Below are 15,547 nucleotides of genomic sequence, written 5' to 3' on the forward strand. Positions count from 1 at the left end.
GGAGCGGTTGCCATATGCCTCGACGGTCGAAGACTACGAAGCCTTGCTGCCGTGGAACTGCTCACCGGAGATGCCACGGTAAACCGTTGACCCACCTTGGGATAGGTGGGGTTTATGGATCGCTTACCGTGCGACGGAATAAGCGTTCGGCGCCTTACGGCCGAACCTGCCGCACTCGGCGTCAGCCAGGGGCTGAGGTGTGCGGTTCAGTACAGTCTTGGACTGCGGCGTTAAGCGATGGTTAACCGGGCTGAACGCCGGCTGTCTGGCAGAGGGAGGATTTCTCGGGGATGCGGTGCCGATTCCTACAAGGGGTGATGCCTTGTCTGCTTTCGGCGGTGGGAGCGGGGCGGGTATGGTTTGGCGTCGCTGCAAAATCAGCGATTCGGGTTTGGTCACCTGAGAATAATCGATTGCATATGTGCCATCATTTGCACCGCGGAGTTCTTTGACCGTGTAGTGCATTGCTGTGGTGGCCGTGTGCAGGACGCCTTCGGGCGAGCTGAGTTGATTGTTCTCGGTTGACCAAGCCTGTACACGGTCCGCCTCCCATCGTTTGGTCACGGTGCTGGCGGGTTACTTTCGAAACAATCGAGTAATCAATATGCTTACACCAAATCCGCTCCCAAACCGCTATCACCCGCTCAACAGCAGCGTCACCGACAGCGCGCCAATGGTCATCGACACCCAAGCCAACCCCCAAGACATCCTCGAGTCCGCCGTCCAGCGCATCCGCGCCTGCGGCGACCTGCTCGAAACCCTGCACTGCCTGTGCTTCCGGCATGGCGATGTTCAGGACATTCCACACATTACCCATGCGCTGTACCTGCTGGCGCAGGACGGCAATGATTTGCTGCAGGTGGCGCAGCAGCAGATGCTGGATTGGAAGGCGCCGGTTTGAAATTCTAGAATCAGGCTTGGAGGGAAGTCAGACGAGACTTCCCTCCAACTGCATGGGCCGTTTGCATCAGACCATTATCGTGATGCCGCCTCAAGCCATGCTTGTCGTGGTGGATCGCGGAATTTGTGCCAAACGTACCGACTCCTGATTCTCACGATGCTCAGCCCAACGATCGATATGCTTTTGCAGCTCCGGCAGTGCCGTGCAATCGCCGTAGATTTCAGCCAATGTCAGCTTTGTAGAGCTCAAGCGCGTGATCGTCAGGAGTGTTTCTTCAAGCGCTTTCAGTTCCTTTTGGTTATGTTTTATTGCTTGCCTGATTGCCGTCTGGCGCTCTTGAAGGTCGGACATCGTCGAGCGGCGCTGGAATGCGGTGGCGCGATCTTGAGGGCGGCTTTCAATAGTGCCGCCGGGGAATTCCTTATCCGCCTCGCTTTGCCATTGCTGCAGTTGCGCGCGGTAGGTTTCCACCTCCAGCTTCAAACGGTCGGCTTCGGTTTTGCTGACGATGTAGCCGCCGGTTTTCTCTGTATCCTGCCAGCGGCGTAACGATGCCCAGCATGCCGGAATATAACCGTCGAGCATCTTGTGATCGGCACCGTTGGCCGCCTGAACCAGGAATTGCTTGCGATCCGGTGTGTCGTTGTTTTTCAGCTGCGCAACGCACTTGGCCATGGCTGCTTCTTCGTAGCCTTCGCAACCGGGTGTCCAAAGGACAGACGAGACCTCTCGACCGGGCAGGCGCAGTGGCATGAAGTAGCGCTGCTCGCCATGATGCCAATAAGGCTTGCCGCCAAAACGCGTCAAGCCGGCCGCAAACACCAGTCCCCCGGCGGCTGGCGTCAAAACACCCGAGACAGTTGCCGCAAGGCCGGTGATCCAGATCGGCTTTTTGGTATCCATCCAGCCGGCGGGTACGCTCGGCACAGGGTCGTTCTGGTTGACGATCCGGTGATGAACCAGGCCGCTGGCGGATTCGACGAAGTCTTTGTCGCCGGCACGCGGTGAGCCGAAGGTGTAGAGGATTACGTCGCTGGTGATCTCACGATGGAGCCATTCCGAAAGCAGCAAGGAAATGGCGCCGCCCAGACTATGGCCGCAGACGATGATCTTTTGATTGGTGCGAAAGCGAAGAATGTAGCTGTCTATAAATGGCCGCAACGCCATGAATGCTTCATAAAAGCCTTGATGCGCCTTGCCGGTTCCGCCCTCAATCGGTACTTGCTTGGCATCGGCATCTCGCCAGCCGTCCCAACCTTCGGCTGTGCCCCTGACACCGATAAGGATGATCCGGTCATCGTGGGTGGCATAGGCCTGGGTGTCGGTATTTTTCCAGTCGGTTGCACCTTGTCTCAAATCATTGAAAAAATGCACATCTGAGGGGGTTTCCAGTTCTTCACCAGAGGATGGGTCATTCTGCGGGTAAAGTTCTGGATCGAAGGGGACGATTTCCAGGCGCTTGGAGTAGGGCACATCTTCTACGAGTGGAAACGATGGCTTCTTGGAGTCCGCGTAACTCGACGGCTCTTCGAAACACGCAAGGCAGGTATTCAGTACATGACCAATGGTTCCGCGCGAGGGATAGGTGAACGCAAAATCTTTTTTCGGGGCCGCATCAGCTTTCTCAGGTGTCTGACCGAAAGCGCCGTAACTGAGCGTGGCGAGCAGAGACAGTTGATAAAGGTTCAACGCACTGAATTCCGGCGCCAGCGACAGAAGCGGCCTGAACGCGCGCAAGGCGCGAACTTCGAGGACATAGTGTTTTTCTGGTAGCAGGCCTACACCAAAACTCGGAACTTTGTCTCCGGCGAAATCACGGGCGAGTTTGGCGCAACCTGCTGGTACAGGATTTGAAAGCTTTGCAGCAGGGGGCAAATGGTTACTGAGCTCAACAAGGTCACGAACTTCAACGTTGTGAAATTCGCCTTTTTCTGCCGAGGCACGGTATGCGCCGGTTTTGCTGGTGCTACCGATAGGACGACGTAGAGTTTGCTCAGCAGCAACTTGTAAATCTGTCAGCGGAATAGGATACGTCTTGCGGTCACTAATCTCCTCGTACCAAGGGGTTCCACCAGAATACTTTTTAGCAAATGTAAGTATCAGTGGGCCGCTATAGTTTCCTTCAATTTTAGCGTATCCATCTGCGTCAAGCGAACCAGACTGCTTTGTGCCCTCGCAATCCGTAACTTCATATTCTAAGCTTGCGTATGGTTTTCCTTCCCCAAACTCATCTACAAGTCGGAAACTAACCCACCCTCCTTTTAGAGGGCATGATCTTGCTTGGTCGTTTAGTAGGCGCTTTTCTTGAGTCTGCATTCGCTTATGTCCTTATTCACTGCAGGTCGGGTAAATACTGCATTCTCTTCCATTTATCTTGAAGCTTCTAAAGATAGGAGGAACTCCGCAGCGAACAGATTCAGCGGTCTCTTGGCAAGGCTTCCAGCCTAGATTTGTCTTGATCCAGCGGTTGTCTTTCGACGGTTCTTCAATCTCAGAGAAGTGGAATACAACAGTAACTATTTTTTTGTTGAGTTTGTCTCTGGCTACAGCTCCTCCGGGCTTTTTTCTCTTCGAGTAATCGTCGGGAACGTTCCAGTTTTGATCGGCGGCGCTGCACGACAATATCTTCTCAATATTGTCTTTTTTTGCCTTCGCTGTGCTGATTTGAAAAAGCCAACTGCAAATTCCACGCTGCTCAGAAGCATTTGCAGAAACTTGATCTTGGGCGCCTCTAGTGTCTGTTACGGTTAAGCCTCCTGCGAGCTCCAAGTCGCGATCCCTCGCACCTGTTCCGTATGAGGCGCTTAGCTCATAACTAACGCGAGTGAGTTCCATGGAGCAATCAGCGATGTTATATTCCAGCGGAATGTCTGTAGACACAGTCTGTTCAACGTTCTTCGCGTCAGTGTTATTAGATTTTTGCTGTTGGCGTATCACATTTCCACCAAGACCGGGACTGTAGACTTCGCATTTCTCACCTTTTTTAGGCGAGTACTTGGCTTTCGATGTAAAACTAAAGTTCGCAGGGATGGTCGCAACTAATATGAAGTGGTCACTGCTGTAGTGGCTCGTGACATCTTCTACTGAGTCCTTCGCCATCTGACCGGCAAAACTGCATGCGCCTATCAATGGCAGAACAAGGAAGAACACAGTTCGGACGCTGTTTGAGAAGTTTCGATTACTCATTAACTACTCCCTGTTCTGCGCAGTTGGGATAGATGGTGCATACACGACCATTCATTCTGAAGGTTTTGAAGTCTTTGTTGCCCCGACAGAACCCGAAAGGGTCATTCGGGCTCTTTCCAAGGCATGGTTTCCAACCGCCAGGAAATTTTATCCATGTATCGCCAATTGAAGGCTGCTCTTCATTGGAAAGGCGAAACTCAACTTTTACAGTTATGTTTGCAAGTCTATTTAATGCGATGGAGCCACCTGGCTTCCTCGTTTCATAACTGGTTTTTTTCAACGACCAGTTTTCATCGGTTGCATGGCATGACAAAAGCTTTTCTATTTCTCCTAACTTGGCCTTGGATTTACTGATCTGCAACAACCAGGAGCACAAGCCTCTCTGCTCTATGGTGCTTGGTATTCTTTCTGAGCGACTGTCTACTGTAGACGTCCTAACAGATAAGCCACCAGCCTGATCATAATCGCGGTCTAAAGATCCTGCTCCATACCTCCCGCTCACCTCATAACTAACCCTGCCAAGCTCCATCGAACACCCCGCAATGTGATATTCCAGCGGTATATCCGTAGACGCAGTCTGCGCTTCCGCTTTTGCTTCAACCGTATTGGACTTCTGCTGTTGACGGGTGACGTAGCCGCCGAGTCCAGAGCTATAGACCTCGCAGGTCTGGCCCGGTTTTGGGTAGTAGTGTGCTTTAGAGGTGAAACCGAAGTTCGCCGGTACGGTGGCGACCAAGGTGAAATGGTCGCTTGAGTAGTAACTCACGCTGCTTTCGGCAATCTGCTGCGCGAAGCTGCATCCGGCCAGTGCCGGTAGCACTGCCATCGCAGGGCAAAGACTGATTCTCAAGCCAGGACGCCTGCTTTTGGATTACTGAACACTCGCTGACAACGCGCAAAATGGACTTCGGGCGTCTCCCCCGAAAGGGGTTCCCAGGCGATATCAGATGCGCACTGTGTCGACAGGCGCAGGCTCAGCATCAACTGACGTTGTTCTTCGGTCCGCCAGTCCCATGCATCCAGCAAGTCCATTTGCTCCTCAAGCCATTCACTGACAACTCGGGTTTCGGCCAGTGTGGCAGCCGCATCGACGTGGTAGGTCAGCAACCAGCGCTTGAGGTTGTCTCGCAGGATGCTTCTGGCTTGCTCGCCCGACTCCGGAGTGCGTAGCCATGGCGCCGGATTCGGCACCGGATACATCCCAGACCTACTGTTATCTGCACTTTTCCATTGATCCTGGTCCCAATACAGCACGCTGCTGATTGGCCCGAGCAGTAATGGCCATTCAGTGTCCTTCATGTTGCCCAGGCAGCGGGCCAGAACCCGGTTGTCTTGAAAACGGAACAGCGAGCGCTCGCCGTCTTCGTCGATGACCATACGGGCAATCCAGTGCTGAGTAAGGCTGTCGAGATCAGCCTTGTCCATGCTGCCGATCCAGCCCCAGTTGCGCTGTGGGTCATCGAGCAGTCTGCGGAACGCATCGTTGCCCGGGTTCTGTAATTCGGTCAGCCATGGGCTGATGGCGGCGAACTGCGCGTATTCGGTACGGCGGTAAAGTTGTACCGAGCGTTGCATGACGCCAGCGCTGTACAGCGAGGTGACCGGATTGGGTTCGGCGAGGCTGTCCAGTGCCAGAATCAGCACGCGATTGAGTCTGGACTGTTCGCCTAGCCAGTTGTTGAGTACTTCGCTCATGCTGTGGCTCCCAGATCGCATTTGCCTTCGCGGCAGGCTTCGCAGATCGGGCAACGTATGTCGCCGGCCGCGCGAGCGGCTTTGGCCAAGGCCATTTGTGCGGCGGCCGGGACGAGCAGGGCACCTGCTTTGTCTTTCGCTGCGGCCCACGGTATGACAGGTTCCAGAATCCCAATCCCGGTCCCCACACCCGGCGCACCACCGGTATTCACCTTCACCTCAGCCCCGCTGATGGTCACCCCACCGGCATCCACCTTCACAAAGCTCCCACCCGCCTTGGCGGTCAGCTCCATGCCACCCTCGATCACCACTTTTTCACCCGCGTGATAGTGAATCTCGGTCCCAGCCTCGACAAACTGCGCCGTACCGACTTTCACATGCTGCGTCACGCCCACCGTGAGGTGATCGTCCGCGCGCATTTCACTGATGCGATCCAGATGGGTAATCCGGTGTTCCTCAACCTTGAATTCGCTCAGGGTGTTGGCTTCAACCGTGTAATGCCGCTCATTCCCCACGCGGATCTTCTGGTCGTGCTCGATGTTCTCGTCCCAATCCCGCTGGGCATGGATGTAGATCTGCTCCACACCCTTTTTGTCTTCAATCCGAAACTCGTTGTAGCCCTTGCCGCCCGGGGAGCTGAGGGTTTTGAAGGTGCTGCGGGTTTTGTTCGCCGGCAGGTCGTAGGGGACGACGTTTTCCTTGTGGTACAGGCAGCCGGTGACGAGTGGCTGGTCGGGGTCGCCTTCGAGGAAGGTGACGAGGACTTCCATGCCGATGCGCGGGATGGCGATGCCGCCGTAGGCCGCGCCGGCCCAGCCGCTGGCGACGCGCAGCCAGCAGGTGGTTTTGTCGTCGGACTGGCCGTCGCGGTCCCAGTGGAACTGGACTTTGATGCGGCCGTACGGGTCGCAGTGGATCTCTTCGCCGGCCGGGCCGGTGACGACCGCGGTCTGGCTGCCGAGGACTTTGGGTTTCGGGTGTTCGAGGGCAGGGCGGTAGTGCGCGTCCCACGGGGTGGCGAGGAAGCTGTTGCGGTAGCCCTGGTGGAAATCGCTTTTGTTGTCGGTGACGTCGCTGGTGACGTTTTCACCGAGCACTTGCGGTTGTTTGCCTTCGTGGAAGACTTCCAGCAGCAGCCACAAGTCGTTCCATTCGCCGCGCGGGTGTTCGGCCAAGGTCAGGAAGTGGCCGCTGGTCAGGGTCGGTTCGTCACCTTTGCCTTCGGCGAGTTTGTAGTCGCTGCGATGACGTTCGAGGGCGCGGGTCGAGAGGAATTTGCCGCGCTCGCGGGTGGTGAAGCGGCCGGGGTAATCGTAGTCCTCAAGATCCGGGGCGAACTCGGATTTGACCGCGCCTTCGGGCAGGATCTTCGGTTTTTCGAAGTCGTAGTCGCGGCGGCTGACGCGGGTGGTGCGGGTTTCCAGGCGCAGGTTGAAGCGCTTGATCACCGGTTTGTCGGCGCTCATGCCGGAGTCTTGCTGATAACTCACGGCCTTGAGTTTGCGAAACACCGTCTGATCGTCGCCGAACACCAGTTTGTGCCCGCTGCTGCTGTGCTGGAAGTGGAAGTGAATGCCTTCCTCTTCGCACAGGCGCTGGATGAAATGCAGGTCGGACTCGTCGTACTGCACGCAGTAATCGCGCGCCGGGTACTCGGCGTTGAGCTGGAAGCTGTAGGCGTCGGCCAGGATGCCGCGATCTTCGAGGACCTGGGCAATGATCTTCGGCACCGTGAGGTTCTGGAAAATCTGCTGGTCATGGTTGTGCCGCAGATAGGCCAGTTGCGGCACCAGGCTGATGCTGTAGCGGGTCAGGGTCTTGCCGGAGTCGCCTTGTTCGATGCGATACACCAGGCCGTGGATCTTGCCTTCGCCGGTGGCGCCGAAGGTCAGGACGCCGGGCCTGTGCAGCAGCTCTTCGAGTTTCAGGTCGGGGCGGGCGCTGACCAGTTCGAGGTCGAAACGGAAAGGCTCGTTGAGGGCTTCGCGACCGGTGAAGCTGAGCACTTGCAGGTCGGCGGAGGCGCCTTCGAGGGTAAGGGTAATGTGGGTAGCGTTGGCGTCCAGCATGCCTTGAATTCCGTCCATTGAATAAGCAGGTGACGGATGATGGAGGATTAGACCGCCTCGTTCAAGGCGCAAATGCCGTAGGCGCCGGAGCTGCGATGTATAGGGAAAACCCTTAGATCGGCGTTTCGAACCAATGAAAACGCGGGTTGCGCCGTTCTGAAGAAGCCGGCAATGCGTGGTTCAGAGCGGTCCAGCGCTTGAGAATCGCCAGTCAGTTTCAGACTAAAGTCGCCTTCAGGCCGTCAAAGCCATCTGCCATCATTGTCGCTCACCCCTGCGTGTCCACTTCTTCCCGGCGGTTTCTGACCCGGGACGGGAGCTATTTTTCTGGCTGACTGCGCTCTGGCGCAAACGCTGTACTGTTGGAGTTTTTCATGCGTCCCCCATTCCCTCTCATCACCCCGCGCCAGTCGTTTGGCTTCGGCGCCGCTGTGCTGTGCGCCGGTTTTGCCGCGCAGGTTCATGCCAGCGGTTTTCTCGAAGACACCACGGCGAAAATCGAATCGCGCACGGTGTATTTCAACCGCGATTTCCGTGATGGGCACACCTCAAGCGACCAGGGCGCTTCCAAGCGGGAAGAGTCGGCGCAAGGCTTTATTCTCAATCTGCAATCGGGTTACACCGAGGGCACGGTCGGCTTCGGTATCGATGCGTTGGGCATGCTCGGTTTTCAGCTCGATTCCAGCCCTGATCGCAGCAACAGCGGCTTGCTGCCGTCCAGCGGCGAGAACCCGCGCGGCTCGAAGGGCCAGTACGCGAAGATGGGCCTGACCGCCAAGGTCAAGGTCTCGGACACGGTGTTGAAGTACGGCGCGCTGCTGCCGGATCTGCCGCTGCTCAAGTACAACGACGGCCGCTTGCTGCCCACGATGTTCAGCGGTGCGATGCTGACCTCCAAAGAGGTCAAGGACCTGACCTTCATGGCCGCGCGTCTGGACAAGTACACCGCACGCGATTCCACTGATTCGCAAGACATCCGCGTGCACTGCAAGAACAAGCGCTACGCCTGTAACACCACCGCCGATCATTTCGACATGTACGGCATCGATTACAAGATCAACGATCGACTGATCGCGCAGTATCACTACGCCGAGCTGGAAGATATCTACCGCCAGCACTTCATTGGTTTGCTCGGCAATCAGCCGCTGGGCGACGGCGTGCTGAAGGCCGACCTGCGTGTGATCAAGAGTGCCGACAGCGGCGCTGAGCGTGCCGGCTCCATCGACAACCGCGCATTGAGCAGCATGCTCTCGTACGGTATCAGCGGCCACACCTTCAGCGCCGGCTGGCAGCGCATGAACGGCGACAATTCGATGCCGTACCTCGATGGCAGCAATCCGTATCTGGTCAACTACGTGCAGGTCAACGACTTCGCGGCGGCGCAGGAGCGTTCCTGGCAGCTGCGTTACGACTATGACTTCAAGGCCATCGGCATCAACGGCCTGAGTTTCCTGACCCGTTATGTCAACGGTGACCACATCAAAGTCCCGGGCAGCGATCAGGAAGGCAAAGAGTGGGAACGCGACAGCGAGCTGAAGTACGTGATCCAGACGGGCACGTTCAAGGATGTCAGCCTGCGTCTGCGCAATGCGACTTACCGCACCAACTATGAGAAATTTGCGCGGGATGTGGATGAGACCCGGTTGATTGTGAGTTACAACTTCTCCGTCCTGTAAACCTCGCCCCCTGTAAGAGTTGCCGCAGGCTGCGATCTTTGATCTTGATTGTAAAAAACAAAGTCAAAAGATCGCAGCCTGCGGCAGCTCCTACAGGGATCTTCGGCGGGCTACAACCAATGCCAGAACCGGCTCCAGAAGCCGCGATTCAGATCTTCCTTGCACCCGGCATACTGCCGCGCATACACGTCGGAACGCGCCTGCACCTTGCGCGCAGTCGGCATCAGCCAGGCCTTGCTGGCGTAGGTCTTGTTGCGGAAGCCGCCCCAGCCTTCGTGGTAGTTCAGGTACTGGTTATAGGCGTCGTATTTGTACACGCCGTTGATCGAGGTGGTCTTGTCCATGTACCAGCCGACGAAGTCGATGGCGTCGTCGAAGTCTTCGCGATCAGCCCAGTTGCGCCCGGTACTCTTCTGGTAATCGGCCCAGACTTCATCCTTGGCCTGGGCATAGCCGGAGGCTGTCGACACCCGGCCCCACGGAATCACCCACAACAGGTATTTGCGCGGCGTCTTGGCGTCGTAGCGGTAGCCGGACTCCTGATACATGATCGCGAAGGGCACCTGGATCGGCACGCCCCAGCGCTTTTGCGTGACTTGCGCGGCGTCGTACCAGTCGCTTTTTTCGCGGAAGATTTCGCAGATGTCTTCCGGCGAACGCGGCGGCGAGGTGCCGCAGCCGCTGAGTAATCCCGCCAGTATCAAAAGTCCCGCCGTCCGCCCCGACATCAAACCGTCATCCCCATGCGCGCAAAAGGGCGACAGTCTACGCGCTCAGCTCAACTGGTGACGATAGGGCAAATCCGGACCGGTCTTGCTGCACGTCAGGGCGGCCGCCTGTACGGCAAACCTGAGCATGGCGTCGATCTGTTCGCGGCTGAGTTGTTGCACGCCCTCAACCGAGTCCAGACCTTGTTCGGTCAGCCACGTGATCAGCGCCGCCTGAAAGGTATCGCCGGCGCCGACGGTATCGGCGATCTGCACCGAGCATGCCGGTACTGACCACGAGCCATGGGCGCGACTGAACACCGTTGCGCCTTCGCCGCCACGGGTCAGGAACACCAACTGGCAGCGATGCTGCAGCCAGCCTTCGATCACGCGTTGTGGGTCCTGTTCGGGATACAACAGGCTCAGGTCTTCGTCGCTGACCTTGATCATGTCGGCCAGTTGCACCAGGGTCGCCACGCGCTCGCGCCACAGGTCGATGTTCGGTTCCGGGTTGAGGCGCACGTTGGGGTCGAGGGTGATCAGGCGCTTGCCGCTTTCGCGCTGCACCAGTGTCAACAGGGTGTCGGCAATCGGTTGCACCACCAGCGAGAACGAGCCGATGTGCAGGCCGCGTACTTCGGTGCTCAACTGCGGCAGATGGGCGAGGCTCAACTGGCGATCAGCACAGCCCTCGCCACGAAAACTGTAATGCGGCGACCCGTTGGCACCGACCGCGACCATCGCCAGCGTGGTTGGCGCGGCGAAGTCGATCAGGTAGTCCGCACGCACGCCTTCATCCTGCAGCACTTGCTGCAGACGTCGGCCGAGATAGTCGGTAGACAGCCCGGCAAACAACGCCGAGTCCACCCCCAAACGGCGCAAGCCGACCGCGACGTTGAACGGCGAGCCGCCGGCAATCGCCTTGAAATTCACTTTTGAAGCCAGACCGCTGGCATCGTCTTCGCTGAAAAAATCGAACAGGGCTTCGCCACACACCAAATACATGATTGTTTGCTCTTTATAGGGTTGCGACATGCTGTTGATAGCGTTCATAGGCCTGCTGGAACGCCGCGACATGGGCGGCAACCGGCAGGGTTTCACTGTGCAGATCGAGCTTCACGCAGCGCTGGCACAGATCGGCCAAAGTGTCTTCGTGGCCGTTTGACCAGGACTTGCACCACGCTGCCTGAATCGCCGCGCCGAGGGCTGCGGCTTCGCTGTGTTCGGTGCAGATCACCGGGGTGTCCATGATGTCGGCGACGATCTGCCGCCACACCGCACTTTTCGAGCCGCCGCCGATCAGGCAAATGCTGCGGCTTTGTAAACCATTGCGGCGCAACAGATCCAGTCCATAACGCAAACCGAAGGTCGTACCCTCGACCACGGCGCGACACAGATTGGCCTGGGTCAGGTTGCTCAGGGTCAGGCCGTGCAGGCTGCCGGTGGCATGGGGCAGGGCGGGGACGCGTTCGCCGTTGAGGAACGGCAGCATGCTCACGCCCTCCGCGCCTATGGGCGCTTGGGCCACGAGTTGATTGAACTGCTCCAGGTCGAGGTTGAACAGTTCGCGGATTGCGCCGGTGGCGTTGGTCAGGTTCATGGTGCAGATCAGCGGCAACCAGCCGCCGCTGGATGAGCAGAACGTCGCGACCGAAGCGTCCGCGCTGACCTGCGGCGCCTCGGCGTAGGCGTACACCGTGCCGGAGGAACCGAGGCTCATGGTGATCGCCCCGGGCTGAATGTTGCCGGTACCGATGGCGCCCATCATGTTGTCGCCACCGCCGCTGGCGACCACTGCGTTCGGGTTGAGGCCCAACTGCTCGGCAATCGCTGGCAGCAGCGTGCCCACCGCCTGATGCGCGTCGATCAGCTCCGGCAATGCCGCTTGCAGGCGACCGGTGGGGTCGATATCGCGCAACAGTTGCAAGTCCCACTGACGGCTGCGCACGTTGAAATAACCGGTGCCGGAAGCGTCGCCGTACTCGCTGCAGGCGCGACCGGTGAGCCAGAAATTCAGGTAATCGTGGGGCAGCAGAATCCGCGCAATACGCGAGAACACCTCCGGGTGTTGTTCTTTGGTCCACAGCAGTTTCGACACGGTGTAGCCCGGCGCGATGACCACGCCGAGGCGCTCCAGCGCGCCTTGTTCACCGCCGAGGTGTTTGAGCAGGCGCTCGTTTTCTTCCGTGGTTTCGGTGTCGCACCACAGCTTGGCCGGGCGCAGCACCTGGCCCTGATCGTCGAGCAGCACCAGGCCGTGTTGCTGGCCGGAGACACCGATGCCGAGGATCGCCTGCCCGTCGACATCGGCCGCGAGCAAGGCGCGGCGGGTGGCGAGGGCGAAGGCGTCGAGCCACTGTCGGGTGCCCTGCTCGCGGCGACCATTGGCGCCGCTGATCATCGTGTGCGTGGCGGCGCCTTCGCCGAGCACCTGACCGCTGGCCGCATCGAGGATGATCGCCTTGGTGCCCTGGGTGCCGCAGTCGATGCCGAGGAAGAGTTGTCGGGTGGTCACAGTGAGGTCCTCAGGGTGTCAGGTGAGTCAAGGTGAAGCCAATCGCTGGCAAGCCAGCTCCCACAGGTTCTCGTTTGTACGCAAAATTCATCAACGATTGAAAACCCTGTGGGAGCTGGCTTGCCAGCGATGGCGTCGGTGGTTTCACCGCATCACTCAGCCAGCACCCGCTCCAGCGTGCGCGTCACACCCACCTCACGCAAGCTGTTGCAGCACCACTCAAACGCCGCCACAAATGCCGCCGAACGTGGAATCGCCGTGCCGAAAATCTCCTCGACCGCCAACAAGCGCTGGGTGATCAACGCATCATCCGCCACCAGTCCCTGACAAAATTCCGCCCGTGGATCCGGAATCGTATAGGTGTCGCCATTTTCATCCACGCCCTTCAGATACAACGCCCAGGCCGCCACCACCAACGCTGCGCGCCTGGTTTCCTGGCCATCGGCAATCAAGCGATTGATCGTCGGAATGGTGAATTTCGGAAACTTCGATGAACCGTCCGAACACACCCGCTCCAGTTGATCGGCGATCGCCTGATTGGAAAAGCGCGCCACCAGCGTGTCCTTGTAGTCGGTCAGGTCGATGCCCGGCACCGGCGCCAGTTGCGGGGTGACGTCAAGGTCCATGTAGGCGCGCATGTAGCGTACGAACAGTGGGTCATTCATGGTCTCGTGGACGAAGCGATAGCCCTTCAAAAAACCAAGATAAGTCAGGGCCAGGTGGCTGCCGTTGAGCAGTTTGATCTTCATCTCTTCGTAGGGCGAAACGTCATCGGTGAACTGCACGCCAACCTGTTCCCAGGCCGGGCGACCGTTGACGAACTTGTCTTCCAGCACCCACTGCACAAACGGCTCGCAGACCACCGGCCAGGCATCGTCGACGCCGTGTTTGTCGGCCAGTTGCAGGCGGTGCGCGGTGCTGGTCATCGGTGTGATGCGATCGACCATGGCGTTGGGAAAACTGACGTACTGCGCGATCCAGTCACGCAGCCCCGGGTCACGCAGGGTGGCGAAGGCCAGCAACGCCTTGCGGGTCACCGCGCCGTTGTGCGGCAGGTTATCGCAGGACATGATCGTGAACGCTGGTGTGCCCGTGTCACGGCGTTTTTCCAGCGCCGCACAGAGGAAGCCGAACACGGTTTTTGGCGCCAGCGGATGGGCCAGATCGTGCTGAATCTGCGGCAGGTGCGCCATGAACTCGCCGTTGCTGTCGTCGATGCAGTAACCGCCCTCGGTGATGGTCAGCGAGACAATGCGGATCTGCGGATCGGCGAGTTTGTCGATCAGCACCTGCGCGCCGTCTTCGGCCAGAAGCATGTCGCGAATCGCACCGATCACCCGCACTTCGGTGTCGTCGCTGTCGCCGAGTTCGAACAGGGTGAACAGGTAATCCTGCTCTTTGAGATCGTCGCGGGCACGGCGGTCCTCAGTGCGCAGGCCAACGCCGCAGATTGCCCAGTCCAGCGCCTGGCCGGTATTCATCAGTGCATCGGTGTAATACGCCTGATGCGCGCGATGGAAGCCGCCGACGCCAATGTGCGCGATGCCCTGGCGGGTGTCGCTGAGGCTGTAGGCCGGCAGTTGCACCTCGGGGGCGAGGCGCTGCAGATTTTGCTTATTGAGTTTCATCGGACAAGTCTCGAAATTCAGGCCGCGGCGCGCAGCGGGCGGGTCAGCGCCACGCCGTCGGCGTCGAACAGGTGGCAATGGCTGGCGTCCAGGTGCAGGTTCAGTTGCTCGCCGTAGCGGCTCGCCAAGTCACCGCGCACACGCATGGTCAGGGCTTCGCCGGCGTTGCTGGTGACGTGGCAGAAGGTGTCGCTGCCCAGGCGTTCGCTGACGTCGGCGGTGACTTGCAGGGTGCAGTCGCCCGGTTGCGCCAGCTCCAGATGTTCCGGGCGAATGCCCAGGGTCACCGCGCTGCCGACGCTGAGGTTGGCGGCATTGAACGGCAGGGTGATGCGTGTACCGGCGTCCAGTGAGACCTCGCAGCTCTGGCTGTCAATGCGGGCGATCTTGCCCTTGAGGAAACCCATTTTCGGCGTGCCGAGGAACCCGGCGACGAACAGGTTGGCCGGGTTGTGATAGAGGTCCAGCGGTGAGCCGACCTGCTCGATCTTGCCGCCATTGAGCACCACCACCTTGTCAGCCATGGTCATCGCTTCGACCTGGTCGTGGGTCACGTAGATCATCGTGGCTTGCAGGTCCTTGTGCAGGCGCAGCAGTTCCAGACGCATTTGCACGCGCAGGGCGGCGTCGAGGTTGGACAGCGGCTCGTCAAACAGGAAGATTTTCGGATTGCGCACGATGGCGCGGCCGATGGCAACCCGTTGCCGTTGGCCGCCGGAGAGCTGTTTCGGCTTGCGTTCGAGCATCGGCCCCAGTTCGAGAATCCGCGCCGCTTCGCCGACCTTTTTCTCGACTTCGGCTTTTGGCACGCCGGCCAGATCAAGGGCGAACGACATGTTCTTTTTCACGGTCATGTGCGGGTATAGCGCGTAGGTCTGGAACACCATCGCCAGATCGCGCTTGGCCGGACTGACTTCGGTGATGTCGCGGCCATCGAGTTCGATGGTGCCGCCGCTGACTTCTTCCAGACCGGCGATCAGCCGCAGCAAGGTGGATTTGCCGCAGCCGGACGGGCCGACGAAAACTACGAATTCCTTGTCGTTCACCTCAAGGTCGATGCCCTTGATGATGGAGAAGCCTTCGAAGCCTTTTTGCAGATTCTTGATTTTCAGGTTGGCCATGGTGATGGGCCTCCGCATTGTTGTTTTTTTAAGATCAAAAGATCGCAGC

General features: G+C 58.6%; 12 protein-coding genes. 2 read left to right on the forward strand and 10 right to left on the reverse strand.

The annotated features are described in order from the left end of the window. The first annotated feature begins 604 nt into the window (after window positions 1–604). Window positions 605–901, forward strand: coding sequence for a hypothetical protein (locus tag L6D63_RS02595; protein ID WP_131670511.1), 297 nt, complete (start codon window positions 605–607; stop codon window positions 899–901). Between the two features lie 90 nt (window positions 902–991). Here L6D63_RS02595 and L6D63_RS02600 read toward each other — a convergent pair whose 3' ends face one another. The 5 genes from L6D63_RS02600 to L6D63_RS02620 are packed head-to-tail and all read right to left on the reverse strand — an operon-like array spanning window position 992 to window position 7,851. Beyond that, on the reverse strand, window positions 992–3,217 hold the full coding sequence (locus tag L6D63_RS02600) for a lipase family protein (protein WP_131670510.1): 2,226 nt from the start codon (window positions 3,215–3,217) through the stop codon (window positions 992–994). Between the two features lie 12 nt (window positions 3,218–3,229). Then, a complete protein-coding gene (locus tag L6D63_RS02605; protein WP_131670509.1) occupies window positions 3,230–4,087 on the reverse strand; it encodes a hypothetical protein in 858 nt (285 codons plus the stop codon). Next, a complete protein-coding gene (locus tag L6D63_RS02610) occupies window positions 4,080–4,937 on the reverse strand; it encodes a hypothetical protein (RefSeq protein WP_131670508.1) in 858 nt (285 codons plus the stop codon). Before L6D63_RS02610 ends, L6D63_RS02605 begins: the two co-directional genes overlap by 8 nt. Further along, window positions 4,934–5,782, reverse strand: a complete 849-nt coding sequence (locus tag L6D63_RS02615; RefSeq protein ID WP_131670507.1) for a DUF4123 domain-containing protein — start codon at window positions 5,780–5,782, stop codon at window positions 4,934–4,936. The genes L6D63_RS02610 and L6D63_RS02615 overlap by 4 nt, the downstream gene beginning before the upstream one ends. Then, window positions 5,779–7,851: a type VI secretion system Vgr family protein gene (locus L6D63_RS02620; RefSeq protein WP_131670506.1), complete on the reverse strand. Its 2,073-nt coding sequence runs from the start codon at window positions 7,849–7,851 to the stop codon at window positions 5,779–5,781. Before L6D63_RS02620 ends, L6D63_RS02615 begins: the two co-directional genes overlap by 4 nt. A gap of 374 nt (window positions 7,852–8,225) precedes the next feature. Between L6D63_RS02620 and L6D63_RS02625 the strand changes: the two genes are divergently transcribed. Continuing rightward, complete coding sequence (locus L6D63_RS02625) at window positions 8,226–9,527, forward strand: OprD family porin (RefSeq protein ID WP_131670505.1); 1,302 nt, start codon at window positions 8,226–8,228, stop codon at window positions 9,525–9,527. A 110-nt stretch (window positions 9,528–9,637) separates the two neighbouring features. Here L6D63_RS02625 and L6D63_RS02630 read toward each other — a convergent pair whose 3' ends face one another. From L6D63_RS02630 to L6D63_RS02650, 5 genes are all read right to left on the reverse strand, one after another. After that, window positions 9,638–10,255: a transglycosylase SLT domain-containing protein gene (locus tag L6D63_RS02630; protein WP_373873753.1), complete on the reverse strand. Its 618-nt coding sequence runs from the start codon at window positions 10,253–10,255 to the stop codon at window positions 9,638–9,640. Between the two features lie 45 nt (window positions 10,256–10,300). Next, window positions 10,301–11,239 (reverse strand): carbohydrate kinase family protein, encoded by a 939-nt coding sequence (locus L6D63_RS02635; protein ID WP_131670503.1) that lies wholly within the window; start codon window positions 11,237–11,239, stop codon window positions 10,301–10,303. Window positions 11,240–11,252: 13 nt separating this feature from the next. Beyond that, window positions 11,253–12,749 (reverse strand): xylulokinase, encoded by a 1,497-nt coding sequence (gene xylB, locus L6D63_RS02640; protein ID WP_131670502.1) that lies wholly within the window; start codon window positions 12,747–12,749, stop codon window positions 11,253–11,255. 152 nt (window positions 12,750–12,901) lie between these two features. Continuing rightward, window positions 12,902–14,377, reverse strand: a complete 1,476-nt coding sequence (locus tag L6D63_RS02645) for a mannitol dehydrogenase family protein (RefSeq protein ID WP_131670501.1) — start codon at window positions 14,375–14,377, stop codon at window positions 12,902–12,904. A gap of 17 nt (window positions 14,378–14,394) precedes the next feature. Then, a complete protein-coding gene (locus L6D63_RS02650; protein WP_131670500.1) occupies window positions 14,395–15,498 on the reverse strand; it encodes an ABC transporter ATP-binding protein in 1,104 nt (367 codons plus the stop codon). Between the last annotated feature and the right edge of the window lie 49 nt (window positions 15,499–15,547).

The organism is Pseudomonas parakoreensis (assembly GCF_021602155.1).
Classification (GTDB): Bacteria; Pseudomonadota; Gammaproteobacteria; order Pseudomonadales; family Pseudomonadaceae; genus Aquipseudomonas; species Aquipseudomonas parakoreensis.